We start from the raw sequence: 19485 nt of genomic DNA on the forward strand, positions 1-19485 counted from the left end.
CCGTCACCCAACCTTTGCCGCAGTATTTACGCAAATCCGGTGTGCGCACAGCGTAGCAGGGGCACGTCGATTGCTCCCGACATTCTGTGAACAGCAATGCGGAATCCCCAACCTATGCGGTCACCGTCGGCGCATCGACCGGTGGCATTCATGCCCTGATGCAGCTGGCTTCGGCGCTGCCTCCCCGTTTCGAGGCGCCGGTGCTGGTGGTACAGCACGTGGGCGCTCTGCCCAGCGTCCTCCCCGAACTGCTGACCCGAAGTGGGCCCAACCCCGCCCGGCACGCCTCCGAAGGCGAAAGGCCTGAACCCGGCCACATTTATGTGGCGCCCCCCGACCATCACATGCTGCTGGAACCTCGGCAGATCCGCTTGACCCGTGGCCCCAAAGAAAACCACTCGCGCCCGGCGATTGACCCTTTGTTTCGGTCCGCAGCGTTCCACTGGCGTGAACGGGCCATCGGGGTGGTCCTCACCGGCAATCTGGATGACGGTGCAGCGGGCTTGGCAGCCATCAAGGCATGCGGAGGCAGATCGTTGGTGCAGGACCCTGCCACCGCCTTGCACCGCAGCATGCCCGACGCCGCACTGGCGTGCGTGAAAGTGGATTTCTGCGGCAACATCGAGGCGATTGCGCAGGAGCTGGTGCGTATCGTGACCGCAAAGCACGCGGGTCAAGGAGTGGAGACGGAGGCATTGCCGGAGCATCTGGCCCGCGAGGTTCACATCAACCGCGGAGAGGCAACCATGGCAAACGTCAATGCGATCGGATCGCCATCCGGTCTTTCATGCCCCGATTGCGGGGGAAGTCTGTGGGAAATCAAGGACCAGACGCTGTTGCGATACCGATGTCACACGGGTCACGCCTACAGTGGCCTCAGCCTCGCCCATTGCCAGGAGGAGACCGCCGAAGGGTCACTGCGCGCCAGCATCCGGGCCCTGCGAGAACGCGAAATCCTGCTGCGTCGTCTGGCGCAGGTGTCTCGGAGTCAAGGGGACCTGACCCAGGCTCAGGCCGGCGAGAGCCAGGCAGATCTCTTGCTGGAACAAGCGGAGCGACTCAGGCGACTTCTGGAAGGGGAGCCCGACGCCGCAAACGCGCATAATCGTCCGCTTCGAGAAACGAGAACCGGATGACCGCTCCCTCGCCCGACTTGATCGAAGAGCAGCAGCCTCAGCACTTCGACGATGCCATTCCCACCCGGGGATACCGCATGGTGCCGCTGGTTGGCATGGGGGGTTCGGCGGGGGCCATCCCGGCGCTTCAGAAGTTCTTCAAGGCGGTTCCAGACGACAGCGGCCTGGCATTCGTCGTCATCCTCCACCTCTCTCCCGAACACGAAAGCAACCTGCACAAGTTGCTGCAGCGTTGCACCCGGATGCGCGTGGTCCAGGTCACGGAACGCACCAAGGTGGAGCCCTCCACGGTGTATGTGATTCCGCCGCGAAAGTGGCTGCGCGCGGCAGACGGGTTCCTGAACCTGGAGGAGATGACGCAGCCGCGCGGGCGCCACGTGGCCGTGGATTTTTTCTTTCGGTCGCTCGCCGACACCCATGGTCCCCACTCTGCGGCCATCGTGCTCTCTGGTGCCGATGGCGACGGCGCCATCGGCATCAAGCGCATCAAGGAGCGCGGCGGTCTCACCATCGCCCAGGATCCCCAGGAAGCCGAGCAGAGCGACATGCCTCAGTCCTCCATCGCCACAGGCATGGTGGACTGGGTGCTGCCGATCGACGAGATGGCGCCGCGCCTGCTGGGTTACTACCAGATGGAGGCCAGACTCAGGCTCCCGCCCGAAATCCCCCCGTCCGGCCCAGGCGGACTGGTGGCTGCCGATCCCCACGAAGAAGCGTTGCGAGGCATCCTGAATTTTCTGCGGCATCGGACAGGACGGGACTTCTCCTGCTACAAGCGCGCGACCGTCCTGCGACGCATCGGCCGCCGCATGCAGGTGAATGGACTCGACGACCTCGCCGCTTACCTCACCTGCCTGCGCATGCGGCCCGGCGAAGCCGGCGCCCTGCTGCAAGATTTGCTCATCAGCGTCACGAACTTTTTTCGAGACGAAGAGAGCTTCTCAGCCCTGGCGGCACAGGTCCCGCTGCTGTTCGTGCCCAAGAGACCCAACGAACCCGTCAGGGTGTGGATTGCAGCGTGCGCGACGGGCGAGGAGGCCTATTCGGTCGCGATGCTGTTGGCCGAGCATTGCCGCTCCATGGAGGCGCCGCCCGCGATCCAGGTGTTTGCCACCGATCTCGATGAGCAGGCGATTCAGGCGGCCCGCGAGGGTCTTTATCCATTCACCATCGATGCGGATGTATCTGAAGACCGTTTACGCCGCTTTTTCACCAGAGAGGGCAGAGGTTATCGCGTGCGCCGCGAGCTTCGAGAGATGGTGCTGTTTGCGCATCATGACGTGCTCAGGGATTCGCCGTTCTCACGGGTGGACCTCATCACCTGCCGCAATTTTCTGATCTACCTGACGCTTGAGGCGCAGGAACGGGTCCTGGAAACTTTCCACTTTGCGCTGCTGCCCGGAGGTCGATTGTTCCTCGGTTCGTCGGAATCCGTGGACGAGGGGAGTCAGTTGTTTTCCGTGATTGACAAGAAGCATCGCTTGTATGCACAGCGCCCTTCGCCCAGGCCGCCGCGGCACGTGCCAGCAGGTCTGAGCACGCTGGCGCTGGGCGTCAACGCCCAGACCAGGAACGCAGGAACTTCACTGGCCGCGAGTCCCGCATTTGTCAATCCACCCTTGCAGACAACCCGACTTCCAAAAGGCATGGAGGGTCGTCATCAGACCTGGGGTGAACTCCATTTGCGGTTGCTGGAGGAGCTCTCACCGCCCTCGGTGCTCGTCGATGCAGAGCACGACATCGTCCACCTGTCGCCCAGCGCAGGTCGTTTCCTGCAGTACAGCGGGGGAGAGCCCAGCCGAAACCTTCTGCGCATGGTCCACCCGGATCTGCGCATCGAATTGCGGGCAGGGCTCTATCAGGCCGCCCAAAGTCAGTTGCCGGCCCACATGCCCGTCATTCCGGTGAAGCTCGGTGACGAGACCTCGCATGTGGCCACGCGGGTCGCACCTGCGAACGACTTGGGCGACGGCATGTTCCTGGTGGTCTTCGACACCGCATCGAAAGACAGCGATGCCGCATTGATCCGGACGGATTCAACGGACACCGAGCGAGATCCGGTGGCTCGCCAGCTCGACCGCGAACTGGAACGGCTCAAGGCCCATTTGCGCGACACGGTGGAGCAGTACGAAGCGTCCACCGAGGAGTTGAAAGCCAGCAACGAAGAACTGCAGGCGATGAATGAGGAGTTGCGCTCCGCCACCGAGGAACTCGAGACCAGCCGGGAAGAACTGCAATCCATCAACGAGGAACTGAGCACGGTCAACCTGGAGCTCAAGTCCAAGGTGGACGAACTCGGGAACACGAACAGCGACCTGCACAACCTGATGGATGCCACGGCGATTGCCACCGTGTTTCTGGATCGCGAACTTCGTGTCACGCGGTTCACGCCCACGGCTGTTTCGATTTTCAAGCTCATTCCCACCGACGTGGGGCGACCGCTCACGGACCTGACTTCCCACCTTCAGTACGCCCAACTGGAAAACGACGCTCGCCTGGTGCTCGAAAACCTCGCCCCGCTGGAGCGTGAAGTGGGTCAGGCCGATGGGAGCTGGTTCCTTGCTCGACTACTGCCGTATCGGACGATTGACGATCGCATTGCTGGCATCGTGCTGACTTTCGTGAACATCACCGAACGCAAACGCGCCGAAGAAATGCGTTTGTGGTTGTCGGCGGTGGTCACGGCATCGAGTGACGCGATCATCAGCTTTTCTCTTGATCACACCATCCTAAGCTGGAATGGCGGCGCCGAACGCATCTTCGGCTACTCGCCCGGCGAGGCCATCGGAAAACCATTGACCTTCCTCACGCTGGATGGCGATCTGCAGGATGACGCCGATGTCGAAGCGCTGCGCAAGGGCATCACTGTCGAGCACAAGGATGTGATGCGGCGGCGCAAGGATGGGCGGGAGATCCACGTAGCGATCACGATCTCCCCCATACGCGACGACGGCGGCAAGGTCATGGCCGGCACGGCGCTGGCGCGGGACATCTCGTCATCGCTGGAAGCCGCCGAGGCCCTGCGCAGCGGAGAAGAACTCTTGCGCATGGTGGTCGAGAACGCCACCGAGTACGCGATTTTTTCCACCGATCTGCAGCGACGGATCACCATCTGGAATTCCGGCGCCCAACGCATTCTGGGCTATTCCGAACGGGAAGTGCTCGGTCAGCCGGCGGACATCATCTTCATACCGGAAGACCGGGAGCGCGGTGAAGCGGAGAAGGAAGCGACGACGGCGCTGAGCGAAGGCCGCTCCGCAGACGATCGTTTCCATCTGCGCAAGGATGGTTCGCGTTTCTGGGCCAGCGGCGCACTGATGCTCATGCGCGACGAACATGGCGAAGCTGCTGGCTTCGTGAAAATCCTTCGCGATCAGACCGCCGCCCGGGATATTCAGGAAGCCTTGCAGAAAAGCCGTGAGGAGTCCTTGCACGCCCTTGCGAGCACCGAACTGGCGCGACAGGAACTCGAAGCGGCTGACAGGGCCAAGGACCGATTTCTTGCGGTGCTGTCTCACGAGTTGCGCAATCCGCTCGCCTCCATTGCCAGCGCAGCCGATCTGCTGAGCCTCAAAGGCGCTTCGGAGAGGGATCGGAGCAAGGCAGGAGAGGTCATCGTGCGGCAGTCGCAAGCGATGCGCACATTGCTGGACGATCTGCTCGATATTTCCCGTCTGCGCCTGGGCCGACTGATCATGGAACGACGGCCCGTGGGGTTCACCGAAATCACCATGAGCGCGGTGGAAATGACCCGGCCACTGCTCGACGCTGCAGGTCATCAATTGTCATTGGCGCTACCCGCGCACGAGATCGAGGTGCACGGCGATCCCCTGCGGCTGACTCAAGTCGTGACGAACCTGTTGACCAACGCCATCAAGTACACCCCTTCGAATGGAAAGATCACGGTATCCATGGAACTGGCGGGAGAAGATGTTGCACTGAGCGTCGTTGACAATGGCATCGGCATTGCGCTCGAAGAGATCGCGAATGTCTTCGACATGTTCACGCAAGTCTCCAGTGCCCTCAAGCACAACGGCAGCGGTCTGGGTATCGGCCTGGCGCTGGTGAGGGAAATTGTCCAGCTTCATGAAGGGCGAGTGGAAGCCATTTCTGCCGGCGTGGGCAAAGGGAGCAGCTTCAGGGTCTTGCTGCCGGTCCTCAGAACCACCAAGGTACCTGCCCTGCTGGGACACTCGGAGGCGACAGGCCCCAGCGTGCAATCCGATGTCGCGGGCGCGCATCCAGCGATGCGCGTTCTCGTCACTGACGACAACCTGGATGCCGCCTGGAGTGTGGCAAGGCTGCTGGAACTCGGCGGCTACGAGATCCGCACAGCATCGTCGGGCAACGAAGCGCTCGAGGTGGCTGATGCCTGGAAGCCCCACGCCATGCTTCTCGACCTCGGGTTGCCCGACAAGCATGGTCACGAAGTGGCCCGACTTGTTCGACGAAAGCTGGGTGCCGACATTGTTCTCATTGCCGCCACAGGATGGGGACAAGAAGCCGATGTGCGCCACTCCTTGGAAGCGGGATTCGACGCCCATCTCACCAAACCCATCAACTTTTCACAGTTGGTTCGCATGCTCGAAGAGCAGCTCGCAGGACGCGGCCACCGCACTTCAACAGAGTGAGCGGGTACGCCGGTTGCCCGCTCGGGCTACCGTCCGCGGGAGCAATGGCCCATACGATCGGCAGCACACGATGGGTGGAGCTGCCCGGCGCATTGAGATCCCACACCGGAATGAGCGGACGAACCTGGAGGGTCCGCATGTTTTCGTACGTCTGTCTTGGTTCGAACAATCTTGAACGATCCACCTCGTTCTACGACGCCACGCTGGGGGTGCTGGGCATCACGCGCTGCACGGCCGAAGATGCAAACTGGGAGAACTGGGTCGGTTGGGGCATCTACGAGCATGGCGGCCTGACCGAACTCGCACTCTGGGTCTGTGCGCCGTTCGACCACCGCAGGGCGACTTCGGGCAACGGCGTGATGGTGGCGTTGAAGGCGCGCACCTGGCTCGAGGTGCAGACTTTTCACGCGGCCGCACTGGCTCATGGTGGTACATCGGAAGGAGCGCCGGGCCTGCGCCCGCACTATGGCAAAGATTTCTATGTCGCCTATGTCCGCGACCCGGATGGCAACAAGCTTGCTGCTGTGTGTCGGGGGTTCAAGGCGCTTTCCCGGACACCTCCGCTTCTCGCCAGTGCCCCCGATGCATCGCAGGTAACGGTTCGGTCGCATCCATCACAACGCGACGCCGCTCTCAACCAACCGCGCAAATCCTAGCCACGCTCAGTCTTGCCGGCGACGCGTTGCCGAAAAGTCTCCTCTTCGATCGCCGCACTCAGGGCCGCAGGGTCCGCCGGTTTGACGAAATGGCAATCAAAACCTGCCGCCTTCGCCGCTTCCCCCGCTTGTTCCTGCCCCCAGCCCGTCAACGCGATCAACAGCAAGTCGCTCCCTGAAGCCTTTAGACGCAGGTGCCGGGCAAGTTCCATCCCCGACATCACTGGCATGCCCAGATCAAGAATGGCGACCTGGGGCATGGCGTCGCGAACAGCGCCGAGCGCCTCGGCACCGCTGAAAGCCACCACAGTCTGATAACCGTAGAACTGCATGGCCATGGCCAGCATGTTCGCCGCGTCTTCATTGTCGTCAACGACGAGGACCTGAATGCGGCCTCTTTCCGCCCTGCTCATTTCCCTGATTCTCCCGAACTGATGGTCTTGTTGGTCCACGCAGAAAAAATCAATGCTCGGGCGCTCGTCGTTGCGCACCCGGTTCGATTCATTTCCGAGAAGCTGTCTGAGATTCACCACGCATCAACCTGGCTGAGAAGTGAGTTCACTTCTTGATGGATGGGTAGCTGGACGCCTTCAAGACGCCCGCCAGGTGGGCAGTCAACCGCGCTAGCGTGCGGGTGGTCCCGGCGGTCTTTTCAGGAGTGGCGTCGAGGTCCACGTAGTTGGTATCTCCCATGGCTTCGCCGACCCAATAAGTGGAGGCACTGGCCGGAATCGTGAAACCGACATCGACGAGCGCCTGGAACACTTCTGCGCACACGTGATGCGCACCGTCCTCGTTTCCCACCACCGCCACCCCCGCGACTTTGCCAAAGCTGGGCATGTGTCCGTTCGAATCATCCGCCTCGCTCAGGAATGCATCCATGAGCTCAAGCACCCGCTTGCACACGCTGGAAGGCTGGCCAAGCCAGATGGGTGTCCCAATCACGAGGATGTCGGCCGCCATGATTCGCCGCCGCACCGCCGGCCAGTCGTCACCAGCCCCTTCGTCGGAGCTGACCCCCGGCAGCAAGTTCAGATCGGCTGCACGGATGGATTCCACCTTGACGCCCAGTTTCCGGAACTCGTTCTCCACCTCGCCCAGCATGCGAGCCGTGGAAGACGGTTCGCCGGGCTTGCTGCGCTTGAGGGTGCAATTGATGGTCAGTGCGCTGAGCTCCGTCCTTGAAAACATCCATCGGCCGAACATCGCGATCCTCGAATCGCGCATTCACGTCGCGATGTCCGGCAAACCGCGTTCCCGGGAACAGCGGCGGCAAGGAAAGATCTCCGCGCAGGCACCATTGGATCTGCATCTCCGAGCTAAGATTTGACACATTTCCTGAAGTGAGAACGTTTGGAGGACCACTCAGTTGAACCACCGATCGGCGCGCCCCGCCGACAGCACCCCCCGCAACAGCGCGTTGCGTTACCTTGAAGCGACGGTGGTGTTGGCCGTCGCCCTGCCAGCCATGCTTCTCGCCCTTGAAGCGTGGAGAAGCCACACGGACGCCATCAACCGTGCCCGAGTCCGCTTGAGCAGCGACGTGGAAGTTGCAGCTCAGCATGCACTGCGCGTCTTTGACACCACCGACGTGTTGCTTGAGAGAGCCTTTGATCTCATCGGGAACAGCGATGAAACCTCCATACGTGCTCGGGAGCAAGAACTGCACAGAGAGCTCAAACGCATCACGGCATCGCTGCCCCATGTCCAGTCGCTTTGGGTTTACAGCAATCGCGGCACGCCACTGGTGAGCAATCGCTTCTTCCCGACGCCGGTGTTCGATGTGTCGGATCGGGAGTACTTCCAATGGCATCTGGCGGGGCACGGGCCGACGTACGTGACGGAAGCACTCGTGGCCCGGTTTGGCGGCGACCGCTTCTTTGACGTCAGCAGGCGCCGCGTGGACAGCAATGGGGATTTTGCGGGCCTCATTTCGGTGGGCCTGCGTCCGGAACACTTTGGCAGCATCTACAAGGAAATGATCGGGGACCGAAAGGATGGCCGCGTCGCGCTCTTTCGAAGCGATGGGCGCTATGTGGCGCGCTGGCCCACCCTGCCTCCTCCCGAAGCACGTCTTCCCAGCGACAACATCCTGCTTGCGCGCTGGGCGCAGGGCGAGACCTTCGGCGTGCACGACGCCCCTTCACTCCTGGATGGCTCCGAGCGCCTGGGGGCGTTTCAGAAAGTCGGCGACTATTCGCTATACGTCTTTGCGAGCGTGCCGCGCGAGGAGGTAGAGGCGGAGTGGCGGCGGGAGATGGGTCTGCTGGCCGCGTTCGTCGGGCCTGTCTCTTTGCTGCTCGCCTGGATAGCATGGGTGGCGAGGCAGAGAACCCGAGAGCAACTCCTGGCAGCTCAACGCCTGGAGCAGGAAACGGCCCAGCGATTGCGCGCAGAAGAAACGTTGCGACAAGCCCAAAAGCTTGAGGCCATGGGGCGCCTGACCGGAGGGGTCGCGCACGACTTCAACAACCTGCTTGCGGTGGTGAGCAACAACACCTTTCTCCTCAAGATGAAAGGTCTCGCAGAGGAACACCGAACCAAAGCACTTGAAGGGATCGAACGGGCCGTGGCGTCGGGAACCTCACTGACAAGGCAACTTCTGTCATTCACCCGGCGCCAGGCCCTGCGACCCGAGATCCTGTCATTGCAGGAACGCTTGCCCGCGCTCGCGGACATGTTGCACACCGCGCTGGGCAGCAACATCGAGTGCGTGGTCAGCGTTGCTCCGGATACCGCGCCGATCGAAGTGGACCGTGCCGAGATGGAACTCGCCATGTTGAACCTGGCAGTCAATGCAAAGGACGCAAGTTCTCCGGGAGGCCGCGTCACCATCACCGCTCGGAATGCAGGCCCCGGGGAAGCACCCGATGCGCCTGAGCAAGCTGTCGTCATCGAGTTTTCTGATAACGGGAAAGGCATTGATCCTGAGCTCATGGAGCGGGTGTTCGAGCCCTTCTTCACGACCAAGCCGGTGGGCGAAGGCACCGGCCTGGGACTGAGCCAGGTGCATGGGTTCTGCGCGCGAGCAAACGGCGTTGCACATATTTCCAGCGAGTTGGGGAAAGGGACCACCATCCGCATGTATCTGCCGGCATCGTCACGCGCAGCCGAGAAAGCCGTTCAAACCCCGGCAGAGAAACCCGTTGAGTTGAAGTGCAGGGTTTTGCTGGTGGATGACAACGTGTCCCTCGCCGAGTCGATCCGCCCCATGCTCGAATCAGTGGGCTGCACCGTCCATGTCACGACGTCCGTCAAGGATGCACTGAGAGCACTCACCGACGGACCCGTGTTCGACGTGGTGCTCAGCGATATCGTGATGCCGGGAGCCCTGGATGGCATCCATTTTGCGCACGCGCTGCGACGGGCTTACCCCGATCTGCCCGTGGTGCTGATGACGGGCTACTCGGCACAACTGGCAACCGCTCGCCATGGTGGTTTCACCGTGCTGCCGAAACCTTGTACTCCACAGGTTCTTGTTGAGACCTTGTTTCGAGCAGTCCAGCCTTCCGCCGCGGGCACACCCGAGTCCCTGTGATTGCCTGGCGTCCCGAGGTGTGGGGCTGCCAGCAGCATCACACACGCGTCCAGCTGCTGCATGCTGCCGGCCACCACGGGCCACGCAGAACCCACGCACCTCGCTGAGAGGGAGGAGGCGCTCCCTCAAAGAACCACACGGTGCCGCCGGCGTTGGAACCCAGGATCCGCGCCTCAGGCGGAAGCGAAATCAGCAGTGCCCCGGCGTCCCCGGGGTTCTGCAACAACACCACGCTGGGTGCATCTGCGGAGCCCGGGCCGACAGGGCACCTGCCAGCGCCGTGCTGCCCACGAGCAGCATCAGGGCACTACCACCTTTGCAGGAGGGCGCGCGAACCAAGGCTCGCCGGGCATGACGACGGGCCCACAGGCAAGGCAGGAAACCAAAGATGACCAGCCAACCAAGGTCCCACGCCAGCGGCTGCGCGCTGTCCATGCGAATGCGGTGGATTCCCAGCAGCCAATGGGACACCACAGCGTCCAGGAAGTGCCACGAAGCGAACCCCGTGACGAATACCACCAGCAAGGTGTCGCGGGCACCCGGCAATGTCAGGTGAAAGCGACGCCTGAACAGGAGCAGCCCTGACAACGCGGCCAGGGCATACATCAGAGCGTGAAACACGCCGTCGGCCAGGATCAGTATCCGAAGATCGTTCCAGCGCCCTTCCGACAGACCTGACAACAGGTGATGCCACTGCAGGATCTGGTGCAGCACGATTCCGTCGAAGAAGCCGCCGAAGGCAACTCCCAGTAAAAGTCCGGGCCAGCGCAGCGGAGCGGCACTTGCGGCTCCGTCGGGAGGTAGCGCATTCGAAAGGTTCTCAGCCATGACCACGTGCCGGCAATCTCCGTGCCCAAGCGCCGCCAATTGAGCCAGGCGCGCGTCCACTCTGCCTGTGCCTCCACATGCTTTTCGCGCACGCGTCATTTTGTGGATCGCGTCACACTACTGCGCCAGAGCTGCCGAAGTCGCTGAAGACAAGGCAGTCACACGCCTGGAAGCGATGAGATCAGTTCTGACGAGCACCGCCGAGACAACGTGCTTTTGTCGGACGCATCAGCAGCGTGTCCTTGATCTGGCGCTTGAACGATCTGGAAGGCAGCAGTTCGTGGTCTCGTTCCCATACGCTGCCACGCAGCGAGGTGTCTGTCCAAAGGGCCAGTTCGACGCCCCAGGCCGCCGCAATCTGGAAGCTGGTGCTGCCATCCGAATGGTCGGGCTCCAAGGCCAACGGCCCGGTGATCCAGTCGCTGATGATGATGTCTGGGAAGCGATCTTCGATATCGGCACGCAGCGCGCGGGTGAAGCTCCGTGCAGCGACGTCTGACACGACATACGCGCTTTGAGCCGGAAAGGGTGATGTTTCGGCTGCGGCAAATACATTGAGGATTCGCCCCTGGCCCGTGTGCACCATTTGCCGTAGCGCGGCGTGACTGCAATTGACGATGCTCCCAAGATTGAGTGCCATCGTCTGCATGAATGTTTCTGGCGTCTCATCCAGGAAATCGCGTCGAGGGTGGACTGACGCGTTGTTGATCAGAATGGTCACTGGCGCCATTTCATGAGCGAGGCGATCCATCATGCCGCTCACCTCTTTCGCCGAGCTCACGTCCACATGGCAGGGCCGAAAGCCCGGGCCAGCAAGATCGGCGGTTTCTTCCAGGGCGTGTTCCCTTCCGAATCCGGCCACGCGGATTCCCCGCCGGACCAGCTCAAGCGCCAAGGCCCGTCCCAGCTCCACTTCAGCACACGTAACGACTGCAAGACCATGGATGAGATCTGTCATGGCGAACTCCTCATGCATCGCGCAAGGGCGCTCAGGGCAATGGTGTGAGTGGTATTTTCATCCACGGAACGCAGGCTTAGCGCTTCTCTGTGACTTGGTTCATGCCCCGCAGCCAGGCAGCGAAGTCGGTCGGAAACGGGAAGACGATGGTGGAGTTGTTTTGTTGCCCGATGGTGGCCAGCGTGCTCAGGTAGCGCAACTGCATGGCTTCCGGTTGCTCTGCCAGCACCTGGGCTGCTTCGAGCAGTTTGCGGGCGGGCTGCTCTTCACCTTCCGCATTGATGACCTTGGCTCGACGTTCGCGCTCAGCCTCCGCCTGGCGCGCCATCACGCGCACCATGTTCTCGCCCAGGTCGATGTGCTTGAGTTCGACGTTCGCCACCTTCACACCCCAGGCTTCGGTCTGCGCGTCCAGGATGGTCTGGATGTCGTTGTTGAGCTGGTCACGCTCGGACAGCATGGAATCCAGATCGTGTCGGCCCAGAACCGACCGCAGTGTGGTCTGGGCGAGCTCGCTGGTGGCCTGGCGGTAGTCTTCCACCTGAATGACCGAAGGCTCGGGTCCCACCACGCGGAAGTAGATCACCGCGCTGACGCGCACCGAAACGTTGTCGCGCGAGATCACGTCCTGTCCGGGCACGTCCAGCACCTGGGTGCGCTGGTCAACCCGCACCATCTGCTGGATCATGGGGATGAGGAGGATCAGCCCAGGCCCTTTGACGCTGGTGAAGCGACCCAGCGTGAACACCACACCGCGTTCGTATTCGCGCAGGATGCGCAACGCCATGACCAGCAACACGAGCAGAAAGAAAATCAGCGGACCGAGAAAGAACACGGTGTTCATGGGATCTCCTTGTCAGAGGTTGGAAGAATGAAGATTTGTGGCCATGGACGGCGCGTCACCTATGCCACTGACCTCCACACGAAGGCCGCGCACCGCTTCGACCCTGACGGCCTGGCCCGGCTGCAGATCGGCCGCCCCTTGGGCCTGCCAGCGTTCTCCTGCCAGCAACACATGGCCTTTGGCCGTGTCAGCCGACCAGTCCAGCACCCTGGCGGCTTGCCCCACCAGGGCTTCGGGGCCGCTGTGGCTGCGCAGCCTGCGATTGCGGACCGCCAGTCGAAGTACAAGGATGCTGGCTGCAAGCGCCGCCAGGCCCATGCCCGCCACCAGGGGAAGAGACGGTGCCAGCCAGGCGCCATCGGGCTCGTCCATCAGCAGGGCAGCGCCCAGTACGAGGGACAGCACACCGCCCAGGCCCAGCACACCGAACGAGGGCACAAAGGCCTCCGCCACCAGCAGGCACAGGCCCAGCAGCAGCAAGGCGGAGCCCGCATGGCTGATCTCGAGCACCGAGAGCGCATAGAGCCCGAGAACCAGCGCAATGGCCCCCACCACCCCTGGGACCAAAGCGCCCGGCGAGAGGAACTCGAACAGCAGGCCGTACACCCCGATCATCAGCAGCAGCAACGCCAGGTTGGGATTCGCAATCACCGAAAGCAGGCGGGTGCGCCAGTCCACCTGCATGGCCCGCACTTCAATGCCGGCCGTGTCCAACCGCAGCAGCCGCCCGCCCACCAGGACCTCTCGGCCGTGAACTTCTCGCACCAGTGCGGGGACATCGGCAGCGACCAGGTCGACCACCCCTTGCGACAGGGCCGCGTCAGCCGGCAGCGACGCGGCCGAACGCACGGCCTCCTCGGCCCAGTCGGCATTGCGGCGGCGCAGGTCGGCCAGAGAGCGGATGTAGGCCACCGCGTCATTCACCGCCTTGCTGCCTCCAGCATCATCGGCGGCGGTGGCGGGCGCGCTGGCACCGGGGCGCGCAGGCGATATCCCGCCCCTGCCGCCAAGTGGGACGGGGGTGGCCGCGCCCAGGTTCGTGCCGGGCGCCATCGCCGCCAGGTGAGAGGCATACAGAATGAAAGTACCTGCACTGGCAGCCCTCGCACCGGGCGGCCCCACGAATCCCACGACCGGCACGGGTGAGGCGAGCACGGCACGCACGATGTCGCGCATGGACGAATCGAGCCCGCCGGGCGTGTCCAGTTGCAGAACCATCAGACGGGCCCCCTCACGCCCGGCTTGCTGCAAGCCGAGCTCAACCTGCCGCGACGTCGCAGGGCCGATCGCAGTGTCAATCGAAACCACCAAGGCATGAGGGGCGGCCGACGCCGGGGCTGGCCCTCTGCAACTGCCATCCACAGGCTCATGAGCACGCACAGCAAAAAGAAGATCGGGCGCCTTCTGAATGCCGACTCGTTCTTGCAGATTGTGGAATCGTGCCGTTGCGCGTTGTCCATGGAGGGAAGCGCCAGCAATCGGCGCGCCCGCCTCCGATCAGCCTCACGTGAAAGGGGTGCAAGGAGTGTTCCAAGGGCAACTCAGGCACGTGGTTTGCCGCCAACGCCGATCAGATAAAGGAGCCTCTCATGACGCATGACCACATCAAGTACCGCAGAGGGGTGTACGCGAGCCCTCGCCAACCGCAAGGTGACTTCGGGCGAGGCAGCGACCACGCCCAGCTCGGCAGCAGTGACGACGTGAACCGTGAGCTGAACGAGCGCGGCGCCTACCGCGACGCAGAGCCTGCGCAAGATCCGGCTACGAGTCCCAGGCCGAGAACACCCGGGCGCCCTGCTCCTGAGACCGCCGCAAAGGCTCCGCCGTCCGGTACCAAGCCGCGGCCGCGGCGTGCGGAACCGCTTCAGCCCGATCGCCCGGGCCAGGGTGACGTACGACTGAAAGCCGAACGCAACCCCGCTCTAACCGAAAAAGAATCGGCAAAGAGGCTGACCGAGCAAAGCAAGGACGCTCTGGACAACGTCCGTGACGGCTACGGCCGGTAGACGCGCGGTACCTGCATCGGTACCGCACCGCTCTTGCCTCCACTGAACTGGATTGCAGACCGAGCGCCTGTCGACTCACAGCCGCTCGGCTGAGTCGCTCATCGACTGGGAACTGCGCGTGAGCTATCGGCGGGGCTGCGCACAAAGCCGAAATACGCGGCGCCTGCAGCCAACAGTATGTGAAGCCAGATGTCGTGCCCATACAGCGGGATGAGGCCGAACGTAGTTTGCAGACCGGGGACTGGCATCAGGCCCAAGATGGCGAGGATCGCGTAGATCACTGCGACGGCTTTCGCGTAGGTCACGGCGCCGACGACAGACTTCGCAGCAGCGAGTCCCCAGACACCGAACACCAGGTGCACGAGGTTGTGAAGGATGTTGACTGGAAACAACCCGAACAAGAGGCCGAGTCCTGTCGTCATCTCCATGTCTGGATGACTGTGCCCGATAGCAAGCCCGGGAACAAAGCCGGCCAGGCCAATGATGACAAAAACGATGCCATAGATGAGTGCAAACCGTTTCGTGGTCATGGTGTGTCTCCAAAAGAGGTGAATGAACCTGGCCACAGACGCAGCCAGACGCGCCCGACACTGGCAATCCGGGTGCCTGTGCAGCCTGTCGATCGCGCCCGACCACGGGAACACAGCTTGCCCCCACCCGCGTGCGTCCCGTCCATGGACGCACCCCGGTTTCCCAGCGGGGTGGTTGGGCGCTCGGGCTTCCGCCTGAGCGCCCTCTTTTCATTGGAAGCAGGAGCGCTAGGAGTCCGTCCGAGGCATGCCGCTTGCCCAGCGGAGGTCCTGCCATTTCCCAACCCGTTCTTTTCAGGGACCACCATGAAAGCACTCACCTACCAGGGTAGCCATGACGTTCGAGTCGAGACCGTGCCTGATCCGGTCCTCGAAGAGGCGGACGACATCGTCCTGCGTGTCACCGCCACGGCCATCTGCGGATCCGACCTTCACATCTACCGGGGCAAGATCCCGATGATGAAAGATGGCGACATCCTGGGTCACGAGTTCATGGGCATCGTTGAAGAGGTGGGCCCCGCCGTGACGAACGTTCAGCCCGGCGACCGCGTGGTGATTCCCTTCGTCATCGCCTGCGGCCAGTGCTTCTATTGCAACCGTTCGCTGTTCGCCGCCTGCGAGTCCACCAACCCCGGGCGCGGCGCCATCATGAACAAGAAGAGCGCAACCTCAGGCGCGGCACTGTTCGGCTACAGCCACCTCTACGGCGGCATTCCCGGCGGGCAGGCGGAGTTCGTCACGGTGCCCAAGGCCAACGTCGGGCCGTTGAAGATTCCCGACGCGCTGACCGACGAAGAGGTGCTGTTCCTGTCCGACATTCTCCCAACGGGTTACCAGGCGGCACGAAACGCCGGCATCGGTCCCGGGTCCAGCGTGGCCATCTTCGGTGCCGGACCGGTCGGGTTGATGAGCGCAGCGTGCGCGCGATTCCTGGGAGCCGAGCAGATTTTCATGGTAGACCACCATGCCTATCGGCTCAACTTCGCGAAGGACACCTATGGCGTCACCACCATCGACTTCGACAAGACCGACGATCCGGCGGACGTGATATTGAACGCCACCAACGGACGCGGCGTGGACGCCACCATCGATGCCGTCGGCTTTGAGGCCAAGGGCAGTGCCATCGAGACCGCCCTCACCGCCATCAAGCTGGAAGGCTCCAGCGGCAAGGCCCTGCGCCAGTGCATGGCTGCCACGCGACGCGGTGGCGTGGTGAGCGTGCCGGGCGTGTACGCCGGCTTCATCCATGCCTTCCTGTTCGGCGATGCGTTCGAGAAAGGCCTCACTTTCCGGATGGGACAGACCCATGCGCAGGAATTCATGCCGCAACTTCTGGAAGAAATCGGCAATGGACGCCTCCAGCCCGACGTGATCATCAGCCACCGCATGAAGCTGGCCGACGCCGCCCGTGCTTACGAGATCTTCGAGAAGAAGGAAGAGAACTGCCGAAAGGTGGTTCTGACGCCATGAGACGGCATCTGCCTCGCTGAATGTCCATCCTCTTCTGGCGTCGAACCGATCTTGATGGGCTGGAGCGTCTGTCGCTTCAAATCAAGTCGGATCGAGTCACTGCTGTGTCCACCGTGATCAGCACGGAAGCCGGCGGCCTTCGCCTGGACCACCGATGGGTGCTCACGCCCGACTGGCGTGCCCAATCGGTGGAGATCGAGCGGTGGGATGCACAAGGCCACGAACAGCTTCATCTGGCTCGCGTGGGCCCTGCCGAGTGGGCAGTGAATGGCACGGCTCGGCCCGACCTGGACGGCGCAGAAGAGCCTGACCTTTCCGTCACGCCGTTCTGCAACACGTTTCCCATCCGCCGCGTACCGCAGGCCGTTGGCTCATCCCTCACCCTGGACACAGCTTTCATCGACGGCGAAACGCTCACCGTCACACGATCACGGCAACGCTACGAACGCCAGGGCGCCGGCCGCCTGCGCTTTGTCGACCTTGGACTCTTCGAGGGCTTCACTGCCGACCTGGAGGTGGACGACGAGGGACTGCCAACGACGTACGCAGGACTCTTCGAGCGGGTTCCGAATTGAACCCGATCAGAAGTTGTGCCGCACGCCCACTTCGAAACCACGAGAGGTCTGGTTTGAAACTCCGGGACCCAACTGCGCGCCATTGAGCACCGTGTTCGCACCATGTGAGTTGTCCACCTGCGCAAAGGTCGTGTAGATGGCCGTGCGTTTGGACAGGTTCTTCACGTAGCTGACTGCGTACTTCTGAGAAGTGGGATTCGCACCAGGGCCAAGGTCCAGCGAATAACGAGACACACCCAGGCGGACCAGGTCGGTCTGAAAGACCGGGATGGTCACGCCGAAGGACCACGAATTGGCCCGAGTCGCGTTCGGTGCTCCGCCCACCAACGCAGTGGCGGAACTGCGGTCCTGGTTCACCAGCGCGTAGGCGCGCCATGCACCGAAGTCGTACTGCCCTCCAGCGTTCCAGGTCGTGTAGTCCCCCAGCAGAGCGTAGGTCGTCTTCTGGTAGGCGACGTCCACGTCCAGGGGGCCACTCTTGTAGGCCGATGCGAGCCGCCGTTCCGTTCCCGTCGTCCCTGCCTGTACCTGGTGCGTTGGCACCTGCAGCGGCACTCCCGGCGTTCTCACCCAGGTAGTGCTGCAGCCACCCTGTGAAGCCACCGATTTCAGGCGAGATGTAGGCCAATGCGTTCGACGCACGCACACGGGTCATCACGTAGGCGCCCGGGAAGGTCACCGAGTTCCCGGCGGGGAAAGGGCCGAACGCTGCAGTGCGTTGCACACCAATCCCGCTCAGCACCAGGGGAGACCCGATGCCATTGGGGCCCAGGGGAACGTAGGTGCCCATTCCCCAGAATGTGGTGGTGTAGTCGCGTCCGAGGCGAACACGTCCCCAGTTTCCCCCCACATCCACCCAGGAGCTTCTGCCGAACGTCAGCGCCCCGGGGGGACTCCCGCCAGAGACCTGATTGTTGGCGTTCGACGCAGTGCCCGTGCCAGTGTCTGTGTTGACGCCCATCTCCAGCCAGTACGACGCGGAGAGCCCGCCGCCCAGGTCTTCACGCCCCCGGAACTTGATGTGACTGCTTCCCAGACCGCTGTTGATCAAAGCCCTCTGGTCTCTGGAGCCAACACCACCGGCGCTGCCCCATGCCAACGCGTTGTCGATCGTTCCAGAGAGTTCGGCCTGCGCTCGCTGCGGCACCTGCATTTGCGCTCTCGCAGCCGTTGCACCAAAGACCGACGTGACAACCACACCCACAAGGACCCGCTTCATGGACTACCCCCAAGATTGATGAACCAACAAATTTCCACGCCGCTACCCGAGGTCCGCTCGACGGACCCCGCGCATTCAGGCGACGTGGTGCTTACTCGGCGACGATGTTCGACTTCGTCGCGACGGCTTTCCACAGCGTGAGTTCGCTGTGGACGAGACTCTGGAACTCGGCTGCAGGGCCGGTGGTGGGATCCACACCCTGGGCACTGAACCGCTGCCGTATCTCCGGCATGTTCAACACGTGGGCGACTTCGCGGTTCATGCGGGCCACGATCTCCGGCGACACGCCAGAGGGTGCAAGCAGACCCGCCCAGCCGGAAAAGCTGTAGCCTGGAATGCCGGCTTCGGTCACGGTGAGAACCTGGGGTGCCGAGGCAGCCCGCTTCGAGCCCGTCACCGCAATCAGTTTGAGCTCACCCGCCTCGATTCGCGTCGCCACCGACGCAAGCTCCACGAACATGAGGTCGACGCGCCCGGCAAGAACGTCGGTGATGGCGGGGGCACTTCCCCGATACGGAATGTGGGTGAGCTTCACGCCCGTTTGCGACTGGAACAGCTCGCCGCCGAGGTGTCCCGCTCCTCCGTTGCCAGACGTGGCGTACGTCAACGCACCCGGTTTGCTCCTGGCAAGCTGCACGAGCGTCGGCACATCGCTGGCGGCCACGCGAGGATGCGCCACGATGCTGAAGGTGCCAGAAAGGATCTGTGCGACGGCCTTCAGATCCTTGAAAGGATCGAAGCTGAGCTTGGGATAAGTGGCGTACGTCGTTGCATAGCTGCTGGACGCCATGAAGAACGTGTAGCCGTCCGCCTCCGCCTTGGCGACAGCGCCTGCTGCAATGGAGCCCCCTGCGCCAGGCCGGTTCTCCACCACCACCGGCTGACCCAGCCGTTTGGCCAGTTCGTTGGCCACGACGCGCGTGAACATGTCCGTCCCACCGCCGGGCGCCAACCCGACCACGATGCGCACCGGTCGGTCTGGCCAGCCACTCTGCGCACTGGCAGGTCCAGCCGCCGTCAGCACGAGCCCGGCAAGCAGTGGGATTACGAAGGAAATTCTGCGCATGGCAACACCTTGGTTCAGGAAAGAATGG

General features: G+C 62.8%; 15 protein-coding genes and 1 pseudogene. 6 read left to right on the forward strand and 10 right to left on the reverse strand.

All coding sequences use genetic code 11. From position 1 onward, the window contains the following. Window positions 1-86 precede the first annotated feature (86 nt). The 3 genes from ACTIEY_RS11715 to ACTIEY_RS11725 all read left to right on the forward strand — a co-directional run bounded on the left by ACTIEY_RS11715 (window position 87) and on the right by ACTIEY_RS11725 (window position 6423). Entirely contained in the window at window positions 87-1136 is a 1050-nt protein-coding gene (locus tag ACTIEY_RS11715) for a chemotaxis protein CheB (RefSeq protein WP_439519277.1), read from the forward strand. Further along, on the forward strand, window positions 1133-5767 hold the full coding sequence (locus ACTIEY_RS11720; RefSeq protein WP_439519278.1) for a CheR family methyltransferase: 4635 nt from the start codon (window positions 1133-1135) through the stop codon (window positions 5765-5767). Before ACTIEY_RS11715 ends, ACTIEY_RS11720 begins: the two co-directional genes overlap by 4 nt. 137 nt (window positions 5768-5904) lie before the next feature. After that, window positions 5905-6423, forward strand: coding sequence for a VOC family protein (locus ACTIEY_RS11725; RefSeq protein ID WP_439519279.1), 519 nt, complete (start codon window positions 5905-5907; stop codon window positions 6421-6423). Here ACTIEY_RS11725 and ACTIEY_RS11730 read toward each other — a convergent pair. Together ACTIEY_RS11730 and ACTIEY_RS11735 are read right to left on the reverse strand one after the other, a co-directional pair. Beyond that, on the reverse strand, window positions 6420-6953 hold the full coding sequence (locus ACTIEY_RS11730; protein ID WP_439519280.1) for a response regulator: 534 nt from the start codon (window positions 6951-6953) through the stop codon (window positions 6420-6422). The genes ACTIEY_RS11725 and ACTIEY_RS11730 overlap by 4 nt on opposite strands. Before the next feature lie 28 nt (window positions 6954-6981). Next, window positions 6982-7629 carry a flavodoxin family protein gene (locus ACTIEY_RS11735; RefSeq protein WP_439519281.1) on the reverse strand — a complete coding sequence of 216 codons (648 nt, stop codon included), beginning with the start codon at window positions 7627-7629 and terminating at the stop codon, window positions 6982-6984. Window positions 7630-7792: 163 nt separating this feature from the next. On the opposite strand from ACTIEY_RS11735, the gene ACTIEY_RS11740 reads away from it, so the two are divergent. Continuing rightward, a complete protein-coding gene (locus tag ACTIEY_RS11740; protein ID WP_439519282.1) occupies window positions 7793-9961 on the forward strand; it encodes an ATP-binding protein in 2169 nt (722 codons plus the stop codon). Between the two features lie 189 nt (window positions 9962-10150). On the opposite strand, the gene ACTIEY_RS11745 is transcribed toward ACTIEY_RS11740, so the two are convergent. From ACTIEY_RS11745 to ACTIEY_RS11765, 5 genes are all read right to left on the reverse strand, one after another. Then, window positions 10151-10789 carry a DUF2243 domain-containing protein gene (locus ACTIEY_RS11745; protein ID WP_439519283.1) on the reverse strand — a complete coding sequence of 213 codons (639 nt, stop codon included), beginning with the start codon at window positions 10787-10789 and terminating at the stop codon, window positions 10151-10153. Window positions 10790-10970: 181 nt separating this feature from the next. Beyond that, window positions 10971-11747 (reverse strand): SDR family oxidoreductase, encoded by a 777-nt coding sequence (locus ACTIEY_RS11750; RefSeq protein WP_439519284.1) that lies wholly within the window; start codon window positions 11745-11747, stop codon window positions 10971-10973. Window positions 11748-11823: 76 nt separating this feature from the next. Then, on the reverse strand, window positions 11824-12591 hold the full coding sequence (locus ACTIEY_RS11755) for a slipin family protein (protein WP_439519285.1): 768 nt from the start codon (window positions 12589-12591) through the stop codon (window positions 11824-11826). Window positions 12592-12603: 12 nt separating this feature from the next. Then, window positions 12604-13971 (reverse strand): NfeD family protein, encoded by a 1368-nt coding sequence (locus ACTIEY_RS11760; RefSeq protein ID WP_439519286.1) that lies wholly within the window; start codon window positions 13969-13971, stop codon window positions 12604-12606. A 724-nt stretch (window positions 13972-14695) separates the two neighbouring features. Next, window positions 14696-15127: a DUF4383 domain-containing protein gene (locus ACTIEY_RS11765; RefSeq protein ID WP_439519287.1), complete on the reverse strand. Its 432-nt coding sequence runs from the start codon at window positions 15125-15127 to the stop codon at window positions 14696-14698. Window positions 15128-15433: 306 nt separating this feature from the next. On the opposite strand from ACTIEY_RS11765, the gene ACTIEY_RS11770 reads away from it, so the two are divergent. Both ACTIEY_RS11770 and ACTIEY_RS11775 read left to right on the forward strand, forming a co-directional pair. Next, window positions 15434-16597 (forward strand): zinc-dependent alcohol dehydrogenase, encoded by a 1164-nt coding sequence (locus ACTIEY_RS11770; RefSeq protein WP_439519288.1) that lies wholly within the window; start codon window positions 15434-15436, stop codon window positions 16595-16597. A 20-nt stretch (window positions 16598-16617) separates the two neighbouring features. Further along, the gene (locus ACTIEY_RS11775; RefSeq protein ID WP_439519289.1) at window positions 16618-17172 is read left to right on the forward strand and encodes a putative glycolipid-binding domain-containing protein; all 555 of its coding nucleotides are present in this window, start codon (window positions 16618-16620) and stop codon (window positions 17170-17172) included. Window positions 17173-17178: 6 nt separating this feature from the next. On the opposite strand, the gene ACTIEY_RS11780 is transcribed toward ACTIEY_RS11775, so the two are convergent. The 3 genes and pseudogenes from ACTIEY_RS11780 to ACTIEY_RS11790 all read right to left on the reverse strand — a co-directional run bounded on the left by ACTIEY_RS11780 (window position 17179) and on the right by ACTIEY_RS11790 (window position 19457). Beyond that, window positions 17179-17820, reverse strand: coding sequence for a porin (locus ACTIEY_RS11780; RefSeq protein WP_439519290.1), 642 nt, complete (start codon window positions 17818-17820; stop codon window positions 17179-17181). Next, window positions 17720-18391 (reverse strand): annotated as a pseudogene (locus ACTIEY_RS11785) (porin); the annotation flags it as partial. The gene ACTIEY_RS11780 and the pseudogene ACTIEY_RS11785, both read right to left, overlap by 101 nt. Window positions 18392-18482: 91 nt before the next feature. Next, window positions 18483-19457, reverse strand: a complete 975-nt coding sequence (locus ACTIEY_RS11790) for a tripartite tricarboxylate transporter substrate-binding protein (RefSeq protein WP_439519291.1) — start codon at window positions 19455-19457, stop codon at window positions 18483-18485. Window positions 19458-19485: the final 28 nt, after the last annotated feature.

The sequence above is a fragment of the Hydrogenophaga sp. genome, assembly GCF_051858985.1.
Taxonomy (GTDB): Bacteria; Pseudomonadota; Gammaproteobacteria; order Burkholderiales; family Burkholderiaceae_C; genus Hydrogenophaga.

Excerpts from the sequence above, each read along its gene's own strand:
- ACTIEY_RS11720 (WP_439519278.1), top strand. The coding sequence starts at position 1,133 with ATGACCGCTCCCTCGCCCGACTTGATCGAAGAGCAGCAGCCTCAGCAC.
- ACTIEY_RS11725 (WP_439519279.1), top strand. The coding sequence starts at position 5,905 with ATGTTTTCGTACGTCTGTCTTGGTTCGAACAATCTTGAACGATCCACC.
- ACTIEY_RS11735 (WP_439519281.1), bottom strand. The coding sequence starts at position 7,629 with ATGTTCGGCCGATGGATGTTTTCAAGGACGGAGCTCAGCGCACTGACC.
- ACTIEY_RS11745 (WP_439519283.1), bottom strand. The coding sequence starts at position 10,789 with ATGGCTGAGAACCTTTCGAATGCGCTACCTCCCGACGGAGCCGCAAGT.
- ACTIEY_RS11750 (WP_439519284.1), bottom strand. The coding sequence starts at position 11,747 with ATGACAGATCTCATCCATGGTCTTGCAGTCGTTACGTGTGCTGAAGTG.
- ACTIEY_RS11755 (WP_439519285.1), bottom strand. The coding sequence starts at position 12,591 with ATGAACACCGTGTTCTTTCTCGGTCCGCTGATTTTCTTTCTGCTCGTG.
- ACTIEY_RS11765 (WP_439519287.1), bottom strand. The coding sequence starts at position 15,127 with ATGACCACGAAACGGTTTGCACTCATCTATGGCATCGTTTTTGTCATC.
- ACTIEY_RS11770 (WP_439519288.1), top strand. The coding sequence starts at position 15,434 with ATGAAAGCACTCACCTACCAGGGTAGCCATGACGTTCGAGTCGAGACC.
- ACTIEY_RS11775 (WP_439519289.1), top strand. The coding sequence starts at position 16,618 with ATGTCCATCCTCTTCTGGCGTCGAACCGATCTTGATGGGCTGGAGCGT.
- ACTIEY_RS11790 (WP_439519291.1), bottom strand. The coding sequence starts at position 19,457 with ATGCGCAGAATTTCCTTCGTAATCCCACTGCTTGCCGGGCTCGTGCTG.